The organism is Gordonia sp. NPDC062954 (assembly GCF_044543825.1).
Lineage (GTDB): Bacteria > Actinomycetota > Actinomycetes > Mycobacteriales > Mycobacteriaceae > Gordonia > Gordonia tangerina.
In genome coordinates, this window is the sequence record NZ_JBITWL010000010.1 from 19,021 (window position 1) to 36,869 (window position 17,849).

Sequence of the window (17,849 nt, forward strand, 5' to 3'; positions counted from 1 at the left end):
CGTGTGCCGAAGTCGAAGAAGCTGTGGTCACTGGCCGGCGCCTGCCTGTTGGCCGGTGTCCTGGTGGCCGGATTGTTGTATCCCGTGGCCAGCGGACTGGGCGTCATGTCCAACCGTGCGGCCGCCGCCGTCGAGAATGTGTCCTCCGAGTTGCTCAACGGCACCCTGCCGGAGGTCACCACGATGACCGATTCGGCCGGCAACCCCATCGCCCTGCTGTACGACCAGTACCGCTATCAGGTCGGGTACAACGACATCTCGCCGGACATGATCCGCGCGATCATCTCGATCGAGGACCGACGATTCCTCGAACACGACGGCGTCGACTGGAAGGGCACGATCCGGGCGGCGCTGAAGAACTCGTCGTCGGGCGAGGTGCAGCAAGGCGCCTCCACACTGGACCAGCAGTACATCAAGAACTATCAGCTGCTGGTCCTCGCGCGCACCGAAGCCGACCGCCAGGCCGCCATCGAGACCACCCCGGCCCGCAAACTGCGGGAGGTCCGGATGGCGTTGACGATGGAGCAGTCGCTCATCGATCAGGCCAAACGCGACAAAGGGCTCGACGATGCCGCCGCCAAGCAGGAGGCCAAGAAGCAGATCGTCACGCGGTATCTGAACGTGGTGCCCTTCGGCAACAACTCCTACGGCATCGAGGCCGCGGCACAGACCTACTTCGGCAAGCACGCCAAGGACCTCGACGTCCCGCAGTCGGCACTGCTGGCCGGCATGGTGCAGTCGAGTTCGGCGCTCGATCCCTACACCAACCCGGAGGCGGCGACCAATCGCCGCAACACTGTCATCGACACGATGATCGAGAACTTCCCCAATCGCCGGGACGAACTCGTGGCGGCCAAGGCGGCTCCCCTCGGGGTACTACCCAGCCCGCGCACCCCCATGCAGGGCTGCATCGCGGCCGACGCCAACGGGTTCTTCTGCGACTACGCGCTGCAGTTCCTCGCCGAAAACGGCATGTCTCGCGACTCGGTGATGCGCGGCGGTTACATCATCCGCACCACCCTGGACCCGCAGGTGCAGCGGTCCACCGTGCGTGCGGTGCGGGCGCAGGCCTCCCCTGACGCCGACGGTGTCGCCGACGTGATGAGCGCGATCCGGCCGGGTAAGGAGACCCACGACATCCTCGCGATGGCGTCGAGTCGCGACTACGGTCTCAACCTCAAGCGAGGCCAGACCGTGCAGCCACAGCCGTTCTCGATGGTCGGCGACGGCGCCGGTTCGGTGTTCAAGATCTTCACCACCGCCGCCGCCATGGAGAAGGGCCTCGGCGTCGCGTCGAACATCCCGGTGCCGAGCTTCGTCGCGGTGGAGGGCATGGGTAACAGCGACACCCCCGGTTGCCCGGAGGAGTCCTATTGCGTCCGCAACGACGGCCGCTATCCCGCCTCGTTGTCGGTGACCCAGGCGCTGGCGCAATCGCCGAACACGGCTTTTGTGAAGCTGCTGCAGGAAGTCGGAGTGAAGCCGGCAGTCGACATGGCGGTGCGGCTGGGCCTGCGCTCGTACACGGTCCCGGGCTCGTCGGGCTACGGCGACAAGAGCATGGCGCAGTACGTCAAGGACGGGAACTTCGGTTCGTTCACGCTCGGCCCGCTGCCGATCAACGGGCTGGAACTGTCCAACGTCGCGGCCACCCTCGCCTCCGGCGGCACCTGGTGCCCGCCGAACCCGATCGCATCGATCAGCCGGATCAAGCGCGACGCATACGGCAATCCGGTGATGACCCCGGAGGGGGAGCCAGCGCTCACCGCGATCCCGTTCACCGCTCCTTCCTGCGAACAAGTAGTCGAAGAAGGCTTGGCGAACACGCTGGCCAATGCGATGAGCCACGACGATCGCGCCGGTGGTACAGCAGCCGCGGCGGCCGGTTCGCAGGGCTGGACGTTGCCGATGTCGGGCAAGACCGGCACCACCGAGGCCCATCGCTCCTCGGCGTTCATCGGCTTCACCAACAACATCGCCGGCTCGGCCTACGTCTACAACGACGGCCCGAACCCGACCGGTATCTGCAGCAGCCCGTTGCGCCAGTGCTACGACGGCAACCTGTACGGCGGCATGGAGCCCGCCCGCACCTGGTATCAGGCCATCAAGCCGGTGGCCACCAAGTTCGGGCCGGTCAAACTGCCACCGACCGATCCTCGGTACATGCGCGGCAGCGATCGCGGCCGCATCCCGAAGGTCAGCGGACTCACCGCCAGTGCGGCGACCTCCCGGCTGCAGTCCGCCGGCTTCAAGGTCAACCAGCTCGATGTGGACAGCAACCGGCCGCAGGGCACGGTGGTGTTCACCGCGCCGTCGGACTCGGCGATGCCCGGCAGTGTGGTGACCATCTATGTGAGCAACGGGCGACGCGACGACGACGGCCAGGGACCGACGGAGACGACGGTGGAGGTACCCGGTGTGGGCCCGGTGGTGATCCAACTCCCGGGCTGACCGGCGGGTAGGGACAAAACCCGGCGGCGGGCCACACCCGGATCTGCGTATCCTGGGTGAATGGCTCACCTCGACAACGCCCTCACCCGCCGCGTCGCGGCTGCCCCGACACTCGGGGGTCTGGCCGGTCTGGCGGCTGCGGGTCTCTTCTATTCGACGGTGATCGAGCGCAACGCATTCACGTTGCGGCACAACACGCTCGCCGTGCTGGAGCCGGGCGCCGCGCCGCTGCGCGTCCTGCACATCAGCGACCTGCACATGATGCCCAACCAGCGCCTCAAGCAGGCGTGGGTGTCCGAGCTGGAGGCGCTGGAGCCGGACCTGGTGATCAACACCGGCGACAACCTCGCCCATCCGCAGGCGGTGCCGTCGGTGATCCAGTCGCTCGGTGGCCTGCTGTCGCGGCCCGGGCTGTTCGTGTTCGGCTCCAACGACTACTTCGGTCCGAAGCCCAAGAACCCGTTCCAATACTTCAAGACCGACCACACCCGGTCGTTCGGCCAGCCGCTGCCCTGGCAGGATCTGCGTGCGGCGTTCACCGAGCGCGGCTGGCTTGACGCCACGCACACGGTCCGCGAACTCGAGGTCGGCGGGGTGCGCGTGGTGGCGGCCGGCGTCGACGACCCGCACATCGAACGCGACCGCTACGAGACCGTCGCCGGCCGTCCCAACCCGCTGGCGCATCTGCGGCTGGGGTTGACCCACTCTCCCGAACCGCGCGTGTTGGACCGGTTCGCCGCCGACGGTTACGACCTGGTCATGGCCGGTCACACGCACGGCGGTCAGCTGTGCCTGCCGTTCGTCGGGGCCCTGGTCACCAATTGCGAGCTGGATCGCTCCCGCGTCAAGGGTGTCTCCAACTGGGGTACGTCGATGAAACTGCACGTCAGTGCTGGTCTCGGAACGTCGCCATATGCACCTGCGCGGTTCTGCTGCCGGCCAGAGGCGAGCCTGTTGACGCTCACCCCGGTCTCGCACGGCGACGCCGCGTTCGCCGAGGATCATTCGCTGCCGCAGCTGGCCTCCGAACCCACGTGACCCGGTCCCCGGTGGACGGCGTCCGGGTCCTGGCCTTCGACACCTTCGGCACCGTCACCGATTGGTTCACCGGCATCTCCGGCGCGGTCCGGGCGACGATCCCCGGCCTCGACGCGGGTGCATTCGCGCGGGAGTGGCGCCGTCGCTACGGCCCCATCTTGGCTCGGGTGGAATCCGGCGAAATCGGCTGGCGACGGCTCGACGACTTGCATACCGAGACGCTGCACGAGGTGGCCGACCAGTTCGGCGTCGCCCTCACCGAAGCCGCGTCGACATCGCTGGTGCGCGCCTGGCGCACCATCCCCGGTTGGCCCGATGCGGCGCCGGGGATCCGCCGGCTCAAGGGACGCTTCGTCGTCTGCGCCCTGAGCAATGGCACCGTCGCGCTGCTGACCGACATGGCCAGACACAACGGATTCGACTGGGACTTCGTGGGCGGTTCGGATCTGTGGGGTCACTACAAGCCGGCACGGGAAACCTACTGCGGCCTTGCCGCATTGTTCGAAGTGGAGCCGGCCGAGGTGATGATGGTCGCCACGCACCAAGGTGACCTGGATGCGGCCCGATCTTTCGGCCTGCGCACCGCCTTCGTCGAACGGCCACTGGAGTGGGGCGGCGAGGAGAAGGACGACACCGGTTCCGCCGACAACGACGTACACGCCACTGATTTGTGCGACCTGGCCGACCAACTCGGTTGCTGAGTCAGCTCATCGTCAGCTCGACGTAGGGCACCTTATCGATGGTCTTACCGATCGATTCCTCGATGACGCCGGACAATTTGGCGTACGCCTTCGGGTGATCACGCCGATAACGGGCGACGATCTCGGCCCTTTCGGCAGCATCGACCACCCGCGCCACGGCCCGAACGCGGTGGCGCCGACCGATGGAGACGCGACAGTTCGGTTCTACCTGCAGGTTCTTGAACCACTGTGATGTCCTGCCGAAGCCCGATGCGATGACCACTCGATCCGGACTCGGACGCTCCACCGCTTCGAGCACCACATAGCGCGGCTCGCCGGAGCTACGGCCGACATGTTCGAGCAACAACATCCGACCGCCGAACACGAAGCCCAGATGTGCCCGGAACACGACGATGGGCGCACGCACCACCCAGCGGGTGTGCAGCAGTCGAGCAGAAAGACTCATGATGTACCCCAATCTCGTTCGCAGAACGAAAGACTCGCCCTCGTTCACCTTTCACGCAATCACCCACAACGGATGATGCGGACCACACACCGTCGCGACCACGATCACGATGAGGTCACCTGACATCACTCCCGACCCATCGAGAGAAAGCGAACCGTCATGACCACTCAACACTCCGATCATCGAGTCCAACAGGGATTCGCGGCCGTCGGCGTCATCGGCGCGGCCATCCTCTTGCTCGTCGGCGGCATCCTCGAACTGCTGCAGGGCATCTCGGCGGTCGCCAAAGACGACCTGTTCGTCGTCGGACCCGAGTACGTCTACCAGCTGAACCTGACGGCCTGGGGCTGGATCCACATCGTGCTGTCCATCATCGCAATCGCGATCGCGATCGGGATGTTCACCGGCGCCGCCTGGGCGCGGGTGGGCGCGATTTGCATCGCGTCATTGTCGATCATCATCAATTTCCTGTGGCTGCCGTACTTTCCGTGGTGGTCGATCCTGGTGATCGCGATCGACCTGGTCATCATATGGGCCGTGGCCACCTGGCGGACCGTCTGACTCAATCCGGCTGCCGAGTCCCGCGCAGACCTCGCAACGTCTGCGCGGGACTCGCGCCGTATCTGCGGCGGTAGGCAGCGGCGAAACGGCTCGGGCTGCTGAACCCCCAGCGCGCGGCGGCGTCGGCGACGGTGCCCCCGGCGCGCTCCAGGTCGGCGTGTGCGCGATCGAGCCGAATGTCGGTGAGCGCCCTCGTCGGCGAGCTCTCCACGAATTGTGCGAACGCCTCCTGCAACCGACGCACGCTGGTTCCGCCGATCGCCGCCATCTCCGCCAACGTCCAGGGCCGTCCCGGGTCGTCGTGCAACGCGTCGAGCACCCGTTTCACCATGCCCGGTCGCATCTGGTGGTCGGGGTCGGCGGAGTCCGGGGTCACCGCCAGCAGGAAAGCAGTGGTCACCGCGCTGGCCAGTTGAGGGCCGACCAGCGGGTTGGCCAAGAGGTCGACCGGCTCGCGGGCCTGCGCCGACAACGCGGTCACCAGCGACAGCCACGAGGCGCCGGCGTCGGTGGAGACATCGATCTGGGGCGGCAGCGACAGGCGCCGACGGATCGGTGCCACGCGAATCCGATCGGCCTCGCGTTCGAGGTGCTCGGCGTCGAACTTCACGCCGAGCACCTGACAGTCCGCGGTCCACCGAGTGATCAACGACGGCTGGTCCGCGGTGAAGATGGTGCCCTGACCTGGCGCGGAGACCAATTCGTCGTGGTGCCCCCGCGAGTGCAGCCGCCCCGAAATGGGCACATTGACCTCGTAGGCACCGGGATAGTCGCATTCGATCGAGACCGCGGCACCCCAGGTGAGTCGACCGATGGTGACGCCCCCGAGTTCGACCGTGCGCAAGGTCAGGTCGACCTCGTCGCGTTCGTCCAACGCACGGAGTTCGTGCGGGAAATAAACATCGGCGACCGCCCGGTGCGCTGTATCCCAATCCCGGGTTCCCACGGGCTGCTCGGATGTGGACATGGTCTTTGTGTTCTACCGCATGGAACCCCCGATATGCGATGCACATCACAACTTGATCGCGTGATCCGTCTCGGGGCCGCGTGAACGGTATCGATCAATCGCCACACCTGCGCATAGCGTCTGTCGACACCTGGCCCCCGGGCCGACCTTCGACGAGGAGAAGCTGATGACCGCAACCGTGTCCTGGCTCGACGAGATCACCATGACCGAACTGGAGCGCAATCCCTACCCCGTCTACGAACGGCTGCGCAGCGAGGCGCCGCTGGCCTACGTCCCGGTTCTGGGTTCCTACGTGGCGAGCACCGCAGAGATCTGCCGGGAGATCGCCACCAGAGGCGACTTCGAGGCGATCATCACCAAGGCCGGCGGGCGCACCTTCGGCCACCCGGCGGTGATCGGGGTCAACGGCGAAATCCACAAGGATCTCCGCTCGATGGTCGACCCGGCGCTGCAGCCGCAGGAGGTGGACCGATGGATCGACGACCTGGTGCGACCGATCGCACGCCGCTATCTCGAGACGTTCGAGGACGAGGGCAGCGCCGAACTCGTCGCGCAGTACTGCGAGCCGGTGTCGGTGCGGGCACTCGGCGATCTGCTCGGTCTGCAGTCGGTGAGTTCGGACAAGCTGCGCGAGTGGTTCCACAAGCTGTCGCGGTCATTCACCAACGCCGGCGTCGACGAGAACGGGGAGTTCACCAACCCGGACGGTTTCCGCGAGGGTGACGAGGCGAAAGCGGAGATCCGGGCCATCGTCGACCCGCTGATCGACAACTGGATCGAGAACCCCGACGACAGCGCCATCAGCCATTGGCTGCACGACGGTATGCCCGAGGGGCAGACCCGCGAGCGTGACTACATCTACCCCACCCTGTTCGTCTATCTGCTCGGTGCGATGCAGGAACCCGGCCACGCGATGGCGTCGACCCTGGTCGGCCTGTTCACCCGGCCCGATCAGATGGAACAGGTGGTCGACGAACCGGGACTGATCCCGCGGGCGATCTCCGAGGGAATGCGGTGGACGTCGCCGATCTGGTCGGCGACCGCCCGGATCAGCACCGCCGACGTCGAGGTCGCGGGAGTGTCGCTGCCAGAGGGTTCGGTGGTCCTGATGTCCTACGGGTCGGCCAACCACGACCACTCGGTGTACGAGGCGCCCTCGGAGTACGACCTGTCACGGCCGCCGCTTCCCCACCTCGCGTTCGGGGCGGGCAACCACGCGTGCGCGGGAATCTACTTCGCCAACCACGTGTGCCGGATCGGCCTCGAGGAGCTGTTCGACTCGATCCCGAATCTCGAACGCGACACCGCCGGCGACGTGGAGTTCTGGGGATGGGGATTTCGTGGTCCGACGTCGTTGCACACGACGTGGGAGGTGTGACGATGTCGTCACACACCGTCGAGGTGACCGGCCCGGATCCGCGGAGCGTGGCATGCGCTCCCGGACAGCGACTGCTGGACGCGTTCCTGCGCAGCGGCGTCTACCTGCCGAACTCGTGCAACCAGGGCACGTGCGGAACCTGCAAGGTGAAAGTGTTGTCCGGCAACGTCGAGCAGCCGGCCGTGTCGGAAACGGTGCTCGGCGCCGACGAGCAGGCCGATGGATTCGTCCTCGCCTGCCAATCGTCGCCGACATCGGATGCACGGATCGAGGTTCCGCGCGGTGCCGGGTCCAGGCCCGGCCATCCACTGCGCGACCTGAGCGGCGTCGTGCACGAGGTGCGCGAGATCGCCGACGACACGCTCGAACTCACCGTGGGCATCGATGAGCCACTGGACTTCTCGGCGGGTCAGTACATCGAGGTGACCGTGCCCGGCATCGGTCATATCCGTCAGTACTCGATGGCCAATCCCCCCAGCAGCGCCGACCGTCTGGAGTTCCATGTCCGCCGGGTACCCGACGGTGTGGCCACCGATCGGTGGATCTTCGACTCGCTCGATCAGGGCCACCGGATCGAGATGCGCGGCCCGTGGGGCGATTTCGTGCACGACACCGAGGCGGATGCGCCGATGATCCTGCTGGCCGGTGGCACCGGGTTGGCACCGCTCAAGTCGATCGCACGTCACGCACTCGAACTCGACCCCGAACGCGAGATCCATCTGTATCACGGCGTCCGTCATCGGTCCGACCTCTACGACGTGGAGTTCTGGGAGACGCTGACCGAACGGCATCCGGGGCTGCGCTACACCCCGTGCCTGAGTCGTGACGACGGGTTCGGCCGGCACGGCTACGTCGGCGACGTCGTGCTCGCCGACTTCGACTCCCTGCGGGGCTACTCGGCGTACCTGTGTGGTCCGCCCGCCATGGTCGATGCCGGGGTGAAGGCCTGCAAACGGCGCCGCATGCCCGGCCGCAACATCCACCGGGAGAAATACACCCCGGCGCCGACGTCGGCGCCGGACATGGTGCCGGCGTGATGGTTGAGGGTCCGCGCACCCGGGTACCCGCCGGAACGCGGTGCGGCGTGAACATCGCGCCGACGGGAAGCACCCGAGATCGATAGGAGTACGAGCATGGCGCAGTATCGAGTGGTCAACGCCGACGGCGATGTCATCGACACCAAGGAGTTCTCCGACGCGACCGGCGCCTACGACTGGTTGAAGACCGTGGAGGCCCCCGACGACCAGCTGGGCGTGGCCATGCAGGTGTTCGACAACGGCGAGTGGAAGAACTTCGAGGTGTCCGACGGCGGCACCAACGCCAATCCATCGGCGGATGCCTGACGGCTCACCCCGAGCCGAGTGAGGTGAACGTGCCGCTGGCCGGCACGATCACCTCACTGGTATCGAAAACGAGGAAGCCCTGACCGGATCTCTCCTGGTCAGGGCTTCTTCTGCTATCTCAACCTAGCGTCGGGGTGGCGGGATTCGAACCCACGACCTCTTCGTCCCGAACGAAGCGCGCTACCAAGCTGCGCCACACCCCGTGTGCAACCTGCGATAGCTTACCCCCACGCCCCCGCCAGAACTAAATCGCCTGGTCAGGATCGCTATCGCCGTATCGCAACGCCGTGACGGAGCCGTTACGAGCAGTCTGCGTATTTGTGGGCTTATGTCCACATCGGCCCACTAGAGTTATTCCAGCACTTGTGTCTCATATACCTCGTCCGTACCGAAAGGGAACCCACATGAGCGCGCCTGAGCAGGACATCAACTACAGCACGAAGGAAGGTTTCGCCTTCGGCATCTCCATCGTCGCGGCCGCGTTGCTGTTCGTCGCGGGTCTCGTCGCCGTTTTCCAGGGCATCTCGGCGTTGGCCAATGACGACCTGTTCGTGGTCGGCGCGGAGTATGTCTACAAATTCGACCTCACCACGTGGGGCTGGATTCACCTGATCATCGGCATCCTGGCGATCATCGTGGCGGGCGGGCTGGCGGTCGGCGCCGACTGGGCCCGGATCTCGGCGATCATCATCGCTTCCATCTCGATCATCGCCCAGTTCCTGTGGCTGCCCTACTACCCGCTGTGGGCGATCCTGATCATCGCTCTCGACCTCGTGGTGATCTGGGCGGTCGCGACGTGGAAGCCGTCGAACATCGCCTGACCCACCTCCATGTACACGCCGCCCGCCGGGCCCTCGGGTCCGACGGGCGGCGTGTTCTCACTTGCGACCCATCCGACAACGCCGTGTCTCCGAATCGCCTCCGTTCATCCAGTGTCCGAGTTCTTCCGATGACCCGAACGGAGCCGCACGATGCGCACCACCCGCACGATCCGACGCCTGCTCACCCTCCTCGCGACCGCAGCCCTGGCCGTCGCCGCCCTGGTCGCGAGCACCGGCCCGGCGACTGCCGCACCGCTGCAACCGATCCCGAAGCTCGACACCGAGCGGTATCTCGGGTCCTGGTGGCAGCTCGCGGCGATTCCGGCGTTCTTCAATCTGAACTGCGCCAAGGACACCAAGGCCACCTACACCCTGATCGATGCGACCACGATCGGCGTCGAGAACACCTGCACCACGTTCACGGGCCAGACCAACGGCGTCAAGGGTCAGGCGAAGGTCGTCGACCCGGTCACCAAAGCACAACTGTCCGTGTCGTTCCCGCAGGTTCCGGTGAGCATCGATCCGAACAACGCACCCAACTACATCGTCACGTGGATCGCCGACGGCGCCACCCCCGACGACCCGTACCAGTTCGCCCTCGTCGGCGATCCGACCCGCTTCTCCGGGTTCGTCCTCTCCCGGGACAAGGTCGTCACCACCGAGACCTTGCGGATGCTGCGCGGACAGGTGGAGAAGGCCGGATTCAACTCCTGCACCTTCTTGGTGTCCCCGACCACCGGTGGCCGCACCGACTACTCCCCGCTCTGCACCGTCTGACACTGCATCTGAAGGCATCCGGTGCTCACCCGGCCGTACGCTGGCCGGGTGAGTACGGATCTCGACCTCCGGCGTACCCAGCTGATCGCCGACGCCTACCGGGTCGCCGACGACGTGCTGTTCCCCGCCGCCTCCGACGTCGATCGCACAAGTTCGGTACCTGCCTCGCACTGGACGACGATCGCCGAGGCCGGCCTGTTTGGAATTGCCGCACCCGTCGACGCCGGCGGGCCGGGCCTCGACTTCGGTCAGGTCATCGAGATCAGTGAGGTGATGGCGAGCGGCTGCCTGGCGACCGCCTTCACGTGGCTCCAGCATCACGGTGTGGTCATCGCGCTGGCCACCACCGCCAACCAACGACTACGTGACGAATTGTTCGCTGCAACAGTTGCCGGCCGGCTGCGCGCCGGCGTGGCGTATGCCGGAGTGGTCCCCACCCCACCACGAATGCGCGCCACCCGAGTCGACGGCGGGTGGCGCTTCGACGGCCATGCGCCGTTCGTGAGCGGTTGGGGCATCGTCGATCTGCTGCAGATCTCGGCCCGTGATGTGGACACCGACGACGTGCTCGCGGCGATCCTGCCGATCCAGCAGCCGCCCGACGCCATCACCGTTACACCGCTGCAGCTCGGCGTTGCCGATGCGACCCGCACGGTGTCGCTGGCGGTCACCGGCCTGGTCGTCCCCGACGATCGCATGGTGAGCCGGGTGACCCTCGACGACTTCTTCGCCAACCAGAACACCGGCGTCCGGATCAACGGCACGCTCCCGCTTGGAGTGGTGCGGCGGTGCGCCGCGCTGCTCGACGTCGGCGGTCACCCACGGGCCGCTCGCGCATTGCGCGACCACGGCAGCACCATCCGCACTGCGCTGGACGCCGGACTCACCGACGCCGCCACGCTGATCGCGGCACGTGCCGACGGCGCACAATTGGCCGTCGACGCGGCAGCCACACTGATCGCCGCCGAGGGCGGCGCGGCCCTGCTGCGCGGCGCCCATCCCGAACGCCTCGCCCGCGAAGCCGCATTCACGCTGGTCGCGGCCAGTAGACCACAGTTGAAGGAGCTGCTGGTGGACAGGTTCAGCGCGCCGCCCGCCGCGCGTACTCCCTGAGAAAGGTGGCCTCGACGATGGCCATGTTCTCGATCTCGCCCGGATCGACGCTCTCGTTGGGCGCGTGGATCAGGCACGACGGTTCCTCCACACCGAGCAGCATGATCTCCGCTTCCGGATAGGTTTCGGCGAACACGTTGCACAGCGGGATCGAACCGCCCTGCCCCATCAGCACGACGTCGGTGCCGTAGGTCGTGGTCATCGCGTCGACCATCGTGTCGAAACCGGGCCCGGAGGTGGTGCCGCGAAACGGCGCGCCATCGGCTTCACGCTCGAAGGAGACCCGGACGTTCCACGGGGCGGCCGCGGTGAGATGGTCGATGAGCGCCTGTTGGGCGACCTTGGCGTCCATCCCGGGCGGCACCCGCAGGTTGATGCGCGCACGCGCTTTCGGCTGCACGGCCGCCGACGACCCCACCACCGGCGGGCAGTCGATGCCGAGCACGGTCGCCGCCGGCCGTGCCCACACCATGTCGGCGACCGCCCCCGAGCCGATCACGTCCACCCCGTCGAGGATGCCGGCGTCGGTGCGGAAGGCCTCGACCGGGTAGTCGACGCCCGGCCACGTCGCCGAGGCGTCCAGCCCGGTGACGGTGGTGTTGCCCTCGGCGTCGCGCAGCGAAGCGAGCATCGCGATGAGCGCGGCGAGTGCATCCGGCGCCGCTCCCCCGAACATGCCGGAATGCATTGCCGACGAGAGTGTTTCGACGGTCACCACGATGTTGGCGATACCCCGCAGGCTCGTGGTCAGGCTCGGCCGGCCGATTGCGAAATTCCCCGAGTCGCACACCAGGATCGCGTCGGCGCGCAACAGGTCCGGGTGCTTCGGGACGAAGTCCTCCATGCCACCGGTGCCCTGCTCTTCCGAGCCCTCACCGACGATGGTGATGTTGACCGGGATGTCGCCGCCGAGCGCCCGCAACGCAGCCAGGTGCACGGCGATGTTGCCCTTGCAGTCCGCTGCGCCGCGGCCGTACCAGCGACCGTTGCGTTCGGTGAGTTCCCAGACCGGCGAGTCCCACTCGTCGGCACCGAGGGGCGGCTGCACATCATGGTGGAAATAGAGCAACACCGTCGGCGCATCGTCGGGACCGGCCAGGTGCCCGGTCACCGCTTTGCTGCCATCGGCGGTCACATGCGACTCGACGTCGCCGAAACCCAACTCGGTGAAGGTGCCGAGCAACCAGTCGACCATCCGGTCGCAGTCCTCCGGCGGAGTGCCGGTGGGGTCGTAGACGGATTCGAACGCGACCATCTCGGCGAGCTCGGTCTTCGCCTGCGGCATCAATTCCCGCACGCGCTCGCGCAGGCTCTCGTCGGTCGTCGTGTCGTCGGTCATCGGCGCTCCCTCGCAATCGGATCGGCGTGACATCAGCCTGTCACGATGTAAGGCGTGAGGCGCGGTGGCAGCCCTTCGTGACGGCCTCTCCAAGCTCCGGCCTCCTCAGGGACCAGGTGCTCACCACAAGACCACGATCGCCTGTCACACCAGGTCGTGGGTTTCCAGCCGACCGTCAGCGATCGCGTCGAGCATCGCGGCATGGTCGGCCTCGTCGATGTCGGCGTAGGACTCCGAGAAGTCGGCGATGGCATCGGCGAAGCCCTTGGCGCTACCGAGGTACTCGGCGATCTGGAGGCGTGAACCGGTTCGGGCGTGCGCATGTGCCAGTGCCCGACCGCACAACTTCGCGTAGAGCTTCATGTCGTCGGGACTCAACGCCTCGATCACCACCGACCCCTTGCCGTCACGCAATTGCCGGACGTACAGGTCACGCTTCTCGCCGTTCTCGTCGAGTCCGGAGGTCCAGCCGAGGAACACGTCACTGGCCGCCTGCAGCAGCCGCTGGCCCTCGACGACCCGCTGCCCCTGGTTGGCGTACTGCTGAGTGGGCACGTAGTCGGCGAGCACCGAGCGCTGCGCCTCCTTCATCTGCAGGAACAGCGGATCGTCGGACCGTGCGCCATGCATCAGCACGATCCAGGCACGAGTGCCGACGCTGCCCACTCCCACCACCTTGCGCGCCACGTCGACGATCGTGAACTGGTCGAACAACGCCCGGATGTGGTCGGGCAACATCGTGCGGTAGGCATCGACCCGGCCCGCGATCCGGTTGGCGACCTCGTCGGCGTGGCTGTCGGGGAACAACTCGTGGATCGGGACCAGCAGCGGCGGATCGCTACGGATGTGCACATTGCCGTCGGCATCGATCACGCAGAGTTTCGCCACCGCCTGGGTGCTGTTGCGGTGCTGCGCCTTCCGCAGCCCCTTCAGCGTGCGTGCCTCGGTCGAGGTGTCGAGTTTGGAGGTCACCTTCGTCAACACCTCTTCGGTGTCGATGCGGGCATACCAGCAGTCCATCGTCGACATGGCCGCGCTGGCCGTCATCCACTTCTGATACGACTTGGCCACGTCGCGCGCGTGCCGTCGGGTGGTGGCGGCATCGAAGCCGCTTCCCCGTCCGGCCACGGTGAAACTGGCCGCCAGCCGTTTCACGTCCCACTCGAACGGACCAGGAGCGGTCTCGTCGAAGTCGTTGAGATCGAAGATCATCCGCCGCTCTGGGGTGTTGAACACACCGAAGTTGCTCAGATGAGCGTCACCGCAGAGTTGTGTCATGATCCCGGAATGAGGCACCGCGGCGAGGTCGGCCGCCATCACCGCCGCTGCGCCGCGGTAGAACGTGAACGGCGTCGCCGCCATCCGGGAATTGCGGACGGGTACGAGTTCGGGCACACGCGAGGTGGCCTGCCGGGTGAGGATCTCGATCGGATCGCCCCGCTGGGCCTGGTCCACACACGTGGCGAGATCGGTGATGGTCGCCGTCATCGACGCCTCCTACTGATACGAGACGAACGACGGTGTGGGCCGCACCTGCATGGTCCGCGCCGGACTGAACGTCGGGGTGTCCTCGGTGTAGAAATTCTTCCACCCCAGCCACACGTTCGCAGGTAGATCGGCGATCACCCGCTGCCATGTTCCCTTCTTCACCGGCGGACTACCGTGGCCGTCGGCGTGGATCACCACCTGCAGTTCGGGTCGGGCGGTGTCGAGGCGGTCGCGGCCGACCACCATGTCGGTGTCGAATTCGTGTACGACGAGCAGTTTCTGCGGAAGCCCCCGGGCACGGGTGAGGTCGGCCAGCCAGGCCGAGGTGCGGTTGACCTCGTCGACGTCGACGGACCCGATCTGGGTCAGGTGCACCTGATCGGGTTTCAGTCGCCATTCCGGGTCGAGCGCCAGTCCCACGTTCGGTTCGGCGAGCAGCGAGGCGTAGCGCTTGGCCTGCGTCAGGAAGTCGGCGCGCCCCGGCTGCAGATCGAGTGTCACATACACCCCGGCGTCCTGCGCGGCCTGCACCCACGGCCGGAGCCGCTGCGGGTCGATCATGCTGGAATACGTCCCGTCGGGTCCGGGTTGCGACGACGCGACGGTGGCGATGATCTCGAAGGCCGGCACCACCGGCGTCGCGCTGAACGGCCGATACTGCGCCGCAAGCTGATCGACCCGCTCGACCGACGCCTGCGCGCCCTGCGCACCCAACGGGCCGAGTGAGGGATCACCCGGTGAGCCGTACAGCGCCACCAGGCGCCGCCCGGGAAAGATGAGCTGGCCGCCGCCGGGGAGCTCGGGCTGGGTGCGGGCCGCCCGGGTCTGGCGTGCGAAGGCGCGGCTGTCACCGAAGCCCGTTCCGAATGCGCGCACCGTCGCGTCCGGGTGTTCCCGCAACATGCGGACCGACTCACCGGTGGACCGCGGATCGTCGACGGGCACCCGAACGACCTGCGCTCCGGCGGCCTCTGCGGTGAAAGCCGCGTCCGGGGACGCGTCGGCACCGAGATACACGAGCGTGGTACCACGTTGGGCCGCATGCTGTTCGATGAGATCGTCGGGGTCGGTGGTGACCAAGGCATCGGTCAACCCGCGCGCCACGGAGGAGGCGGCACCCAGCACCACGACGCGCTCGGGTGCCAGGCGTGCGAGTTCCGCGCGCACGGCCGCGCGTCGCGCCGGACTGACGGCCAGGGTGGGGGTGTCGTATCGTCGCGCGGCGGCCTTCGCACGCCGCCGAACATCGTCATTCGTGTTGGCGGGCATCAGGATCGCGGCGCCGGCGTGGCGGAACAATGTGCGACTGACCAGGACCCCGTCCACCGGCCCATCGTCGGCGACCACGCCAGAGGTGGCCTCGGCAAGTTCGGTCGCCGGCCCGGACGACCGGATCGTCGGCGACGCGACGGTGAGAGCCGCGATCAGTGTCACGGCGATGACAATCGACCACACGCGTCTGCGTGACATCGGACCGATTGCCCCCTTCGCTGTCGCGGTCGTCGAACTCGTCGGCGCTCACATGCCCGCCGCGGCACCAACGTAGCAGCCTTTTGGGTTGCCGCAACCACCCGAAAGTCGCTGCAGGTCAAGCGCTGTCGCGACGTTGCAGGTGCAAGAGGCGGAGTTCGGCGCGAATGCGTTCAGCGTCGGGGCCGAGGCGCGAACGTGACCGATGACGCGGCGGGGCCCACCCCCCGGTTCGTTGTATACCGATCGCAATCGGCGACAGCACGGCAATCAGGAGGAGCAGCAGGATCAACATGTTCATGACTGAAAGTATGTTCTCGTAAATATCCCGCCGACAGTGGCCTGAACGACATTGTTCGCAAAATTTCGGCCATACTGGATGGGTGTTGAAGAAGGTCGCCGTCGTACTGCATCGCCAGGTGGCGCTGTTCGAGTTCGGGGTGGTCAACGAGGTGTTCGGCCTCGATCGCACCGATGACGGCGTCCCGGCCTTCGAATTCCTGATCGCCTCGCCGGATCCGGGGGTTCCACTGAGCATCGGTCACGGCGCGGCGGTGGTCCCACCGCACACGCTCGACGACTGCCTCGACGCCGACCTGGTGGCTGTTCCGGGTGGCAGCACCGACCCGGACTTCGCACCCGAGATACTCCAGACCCTGCGCGGGGTGGTCGACAACGGGGGCCGCGTGCTCACGGTGTGTACTGGCGCCTTCGCTGCAGCCGAGGCCGGCCTACTCGACGGTCGCCGGTGCACGACGCATTGGCGCCATGGCGCCGAACTCGCCCGCCGCTATCCGAAGGCGATCGTCGACACCGACGTGTTGTTCGTCGATGACGGGCCGGTCACCACGAGCGCCGGAACCGCCGCCGGAATCGACGCGTCATTGCACCTTGTCCGCGCGGAATATGGGCCCGACGTCGCCAATCGCATCGCCCGCCGAATGGTGGTGCCGCCGCATCGCGACGGCGGACAGCGTCAGTTCGTGGAGGCACCCGTACCTGCCTGCGAGTCCGACGGGTTCGCCCAGGTTCTCGACTGGATGGTCGAACACCTCGATACCGACATCACGGTCGACGAACTGGCCAACCGGATGCACATGTCCACGCGCACCTTCGCCCGGCGCTTTGCCGACGAGGTCGGGGTGTCGCCTCACCGATGGCTGACCGAGCAGCGGGTGCTGCACGCGCGCCGGTTGCTCGAATCCACCACACTGCCGGTCGACGACGTCGCCGCCCGGGTGGGTTTCGCGTCCGCGACGTTGCTGCGCCACCACTTCAACGCCACCGTCGGGGTCACGCCGACCGTCTACCGCCGCCGATTCGCCGCCCGCTGAGCGGGCCCGGCTACCCGGAGCCGGTGTCGGTGGTCGACCTCTCGGCAGCGTAGGACTCGGCGAAGGAGACGCGCGGGGTGGTCGCGGTGTGCACGAGCGCCATCGCGACGAAGGTGAGGGTGGCCAGCGCGAACACCGCGGTCACCACGAGGGCGCCGATCTGGGCCACCGTACAGAGCACGCCGTCGCCGGCCGACGCGGCCACGGCCGCGCTCATCGCCAGTGCAGTTCCGAACAACGCCCAGGCGGCACTGCGGATGCGCGGACCGACCACCGATGCGTAGAAGAGTCGCTGGTAGATGGCCAGCTCGAACTCGTCCACCGATGCCAGCCGGACCTCGTCGGTCCCGGCGAGCTCGCGGAGTTCGCGGGCGAGCGTCACGTCACGCTGCAATGTCGCGGTCTCATGTTGCCGGTAACGCACGAACGCGATGACCCCGACGGCCGCCGCGAGTAACCCCAACCCCACTACCGCTGCCCAACTGTCCACGCTGCCACGCTACATGCGGGCATTTCGCATCGTGCGCGGGGTCACAGTCACCTCGAGAGCTGCCATCGAACTCGAGCACGCAGACACGACAACGCCGACATGACCGGAGCGCTCGGCCATGTCGGCGTGTCAG

The 17,849-nt window shown here is 66.9% G+C and carries 17 protein-coding genes and 1 tRNA gene; 11 read left to right on the top strand and 7 right to left on the bottom strand.

Annotation, left to right across the window (positions count from 1 at the left end; all coding sequences use genetic code 11):
• The first annotated feature begins 3 nt into the window (after positions 1–3).
• From ACIGKQ_RS11720 to ACIGKQ_RS11730, 3 genes are read left to right on the top strand one after another with little or no spacing between them, the layout of a single operon-like run.
• Entirely contained in the window at positions 4–2,451 is a 2,448-nt protein-coding gene (locus ACIGKQ_RS11720; protein ID WP_235721754.1) for a penicillin-binding protein, read from the top strand.
• A 60-nt stretch (positions 2,452–2,511) separates the two neighbouring features.
• A complete protein-coding gene (locus tag ACIGKQ_RS11725; protein ID WP_235721753.1) occupies positions 2,512–3,489 on the top strand; it encodes a metallophosphoesterase in 978 nt (325 codons plus the stop codon).
• On the top strand, positions 3,486–4,190 hold the full coding sequence (locus ACIGKQ_RS11730) for a haloacid dehalogenase type II (RefSeq protein ID WP_287016588.1): 705 nt from the start codon (positions 3,486–3,488) through the stop codon (positions 4,188–4,190). Before ACIGKQ_RS11725 ends, ACIGKQ_RS11730 begins: the two co-directional genes overlap by 4 nt.
• 1 nt (position 4,191) lies before the next feature.
• Here ACIGKQ_RS11730 and ACIGKQ_RS11735 read toward each other — a convergent pair whose 3' ends face one another.
• The gene (locus ACIGKQ_RS11735) at positions 4,192–4,635 is read right to left on the bottom strand and encodes a nitroreductase family deazaflavin-dependent oxidoreductase (protein ID WP_396573705.1); all 444 of its coding nucleotides are present in this window, start codon (positions 4,633–4,635) and stop codon (positions 4,192–4,194) included.
• Positions 4,636–4,794: 159 nt separating this feature from the next.
• On the opposite strand from ACIGKQ_RS11735, the gene ACIGKQ_RS11740 reads away from it, so the two are divergent.
• On the top strand, positions 4,795–5,196 hold the full coding sequence (locus ACIGKQ_RS11740) for a hypothetical protein (RefSeq protein ID WP_235721750.1): 402 nt from the start codon (positions 4,795–4,797) through the stop codon (positions 5,194–5,196).
• Between the two features lies 1 nt (position 5,197).
• Here ACIGKQ_RS11740 and ACIGKQ_RS11745 read toward each other — a convergent pair whose 3' ends face one another.
• Positions 5,198–6,163 carry an AraC family transcriptional regulator gene (locus tag ACIGKQ_RS11745; RefSeq protein WP_396573707.1) on the bottom strand — a complete coding sequence of 322 codons (966 nt, stop codon included), beginning with the start codon at positions 6,161–6,163 and terminating at the stop codon, positions 5,198–5,200.
• A gap of 166 nt (positions 6,164–6,329) precedes the next feature.
• Here ACIGKQ_RS11745 and ACIGKQ_RS11750 point away from each other — a divergent pair, with 166 nt between their 5' ends.
• The 3 genes from ACIGKQ_RS11750 to ACIGKQ_RS11760 all read left to right on the top strand — a co-directional run bounded on the left by ACIGKQ_RS11750 (position 6,330) and on the right by ACIGKQ_RS11760 (position 8,884).
• The gene (locus ACIGKQ_RS11750) at positions 6,330–7,541 is read left to right on the top strand and encodes a cytochrome P450 (RefSeq protein WP_396573709.1); all 1,212 of its coding nucleotides are present in this window, start codon (positions 6,330–6,332) and stop codon (positions 7,539–7,541) included.
• Between the two features lie 2 nt (positions 7,542–7,543).
• Entirely contained in the window at positions 7,544–8,578 is a 1,035-nt protein-coding gene (locus tag ACIGKQ_RS11755; protein ID WP_396573711.1) for a 2Fe-2S iron-sulfur cluster-binding protein, read from the top strand.
• Positions 8,579–8,674: 96 nt separating this feature from the next.
• Complete coding sequence (locus ACIGKQ_RS11760; RefSeq protein ID WP_235721746.1) at positions 8,675–8,884, top strand: hypothetical protein; 210 nt, start codon at positions 8,675–8,677, stop codon at positions 8,882–8,884.
• Between the two features lie 129 nt (positions 8,885–9,013).
• Here ACIGKQ_RS11760 and ACIGKQ_RS11765 read toward each other — a convergent pair.
• Positions 9,014–9,087, bottom strand: a tRNA-Pro gene (locus tag ACIGKQ_RS11765).
• A gap of 201 nt (positions 9,088–9,288) precedes the next feature.
• Here ACIGKQ_RS11765 and ACIGKQ_RS11770 point away from each other — a divergent pair.
• The 3 genes from ACIGKQ_RS11770 to ACIGKQ_RS11780 all read left to right on the top strand — a co-directional run bounded on the left by ACIGKQ_RS11770 (position 9,289) and on the right by ACIGKQ_RS11780 (position 11,595).
• Positions 9,289–9,705: a hypothetical protein gene (locus ACIGKQ_RS11770; RefSeq protein WP_235721745.1), complete on the top strand. Its 417-nt coding sequence runs from the start codon at positions 9,289–9,291 to the stop codon at positions 9,703–9,705.
• A gap of 150 nt (positions 9,706–9,855) precedes the next feature.
• A complete protein-coding gene (locus ACIGKQ_RS11775) occupies positions 9,856–10,482 on the top strand; it encodes a lipocalin family protein (RefSeq protein ID WP_235721744.1) in 627 nt (208 codons plus the stop codon).
• Positions 10,483–10,530: 48 nt separating this feature from the next.
• Complete coding sequence (locus tag ACIGKQ_RS11780; protein WP_396573713.1) at positions 10,531–11,595, top strand: acyl-CoA dehydrogenase family protein; 1,065 nt, start codon at positions 10,531–10,533, stop codon at positions 11,593–11,595.
• Here ACIGKQ_RS11780 and ACIGKQ_RS11785 read toward each other — a convergent pair.
• The 3 genes from ACIGKQ_RS11785 to ACIGKQ_RS11795 form a co-directional block, all read right to left on the bottom strand.
• The gene (locus ACIGKQ_RS11785) at positions 11,564–12,934 is read right to left on the bottom strand and encodes a dipeptidase (protein ID WP_396573715.1); all 1,371 of its coding nucleotides are present in this window, start codon (positions 12,932–12,934) and stop codon (positions 11,564–11,566) included. The genes ACIGKQ_RS11780 and ACIGKQ_RS11785 overlap by 32 nt on opposite strands.
• A 144-nt stretch (positions 12,935–13,078) precedes the next feature.
• On the bottom strand, positions 13,079–14,422 hold the full coding sequence (locus tag ACIGKQ_RS11790) for a DUF2252 domain-containing protein (protein ID WP_235721741.1): 1,344 nt from the start codon (positions 14,420–14,422) through the stop codon (positions 13,079–13,081).
• A 9-nt stretch (positions 14,423–14,431) separates the two neighbouring features.
• On the bottom strand, positions 14,432–15,856 hold the full coding sequence (locus tag ACIGKQ_RS11795; RefSeq protein ID WP_235721740.1) for a hypothetical protein: 1,425 nt from the start codon (positions 15,854–15,856) through the stop codon (positions 14,432–14,434).
• 419 nt (positions 15,857–16,275) lie between these two features.
• Here ACIGKQ_RS11795 and ACIGKQ_RS11800 point away from each other — a divergent pair, with 419 nt between their 5' ends.
• Positions 16,276–17,226: a GlxA family transcriptional regulator gene (locus ACIGKQ_RS11800; RefSeq protein WP_396573717.1), complete on the top strand. Its 951-nt coding sequence runs from the start codon at positions 16,276–16,278 to the stop codon at positions 17,224–17,226.
• 10 nt (positions 17,227–17,236) lie between these two features.
• Here ACIGKQ_RS11800 and ACIGKQ_RS11805 read toward each other — a convergent pair whose 3' ends face one another.
• Entirely contained in the window at positions 17,237–17,716 is a 480-nt protein-coding gene (locus ACIGKQ_RS11805; RefSeq protein ID WP_235721738.1) for a hypothetical protein, read from the bottom strand.
• Between the last annotated feature and the right edge of the window lie 133 nt (positions 17,717–17,849).

Bases quoted from the DNA above. Each gene is read 5' to 3' on its own strand.
- ACIGKQ_RS11725 (WP_235721753.1), top strand. From the start codon at position 2,512: ATGGCTCACCTCGACAACGCCCTCACCCGCCGCGTCGCGGCTGCCCCG.
- ACIGKQ_RS11735 (WP_396573705.1), bottom strand. From the start codon at position 4,635: ATGAGTCTTTCTGCTCGACTGCTGCACACCCGCTGGGTGGTGCGTGCG.
- ACIGKQ_RS11740 (WP_235721750.1), top strand. From the start codon at position 4,795: ATGACCACTCAACACTCCGATCATCGAGTCCAACAGGGATTCGCGGCC.
- ACIGKQ_RS11745 (WP_396573707.1), bottom strand. From the start codon at position 6,163: ATGTCCACATCCGAGCAGCCCGTGGGAACCCGGGATTGGGATACAGCG.
- ACIGKQ_RS11750 (WP_396573709.1), top strand. From the start codon at position 6,330: ATGACCGCAACCGTGTCCTGGCTCGACGAGATCACCATGACCGAACTG.
- ACIGKQ_RS11755 (WP_396573711.1), top strand. From the start codon at position 7,544: ATGTCGTCACACACCGTCGAGGTGACCGGCCCGGATCCGCGGAGCGTG.
- ACIGKQ_RS11760 (WP_235721746.1), top strand. From the start codon at position 8,675: ATGGCGCAGTATCGAGTGGTCAACGCCGACGGCGATGTCATCGACACC.
- ACIGKQ_RS11770 (WP_235721745.1), top strand. From the start codon at position 9,289: ATGAGCGCGCCTGAGCAGGACATCAACTACAGCACGAAGGAAGGTTTC.
- ACIGKQ_RS11775 (WP_235721744.1), top strand. From the start codon at position 9,856: ATGCGCACCACCCGCACGATCCGACGCCTGCTCACCCTCCTCGCGACC.
- ACIGKQ_RS11785 (WP_396573715.1), bottom strand. From the start codon at position 12,934: ATGACCGACGACACGACGACCGACGAGAGCCTGCGCGAGCGCGTGCGG.
- ACIGKQ_RS11790 (WP_235721741.1), bottom strand. From the start codon at position 14,422: ATGACGGCGACCATCACCGATCTCGCCACGTGTGTGGACCAGGCCCAG.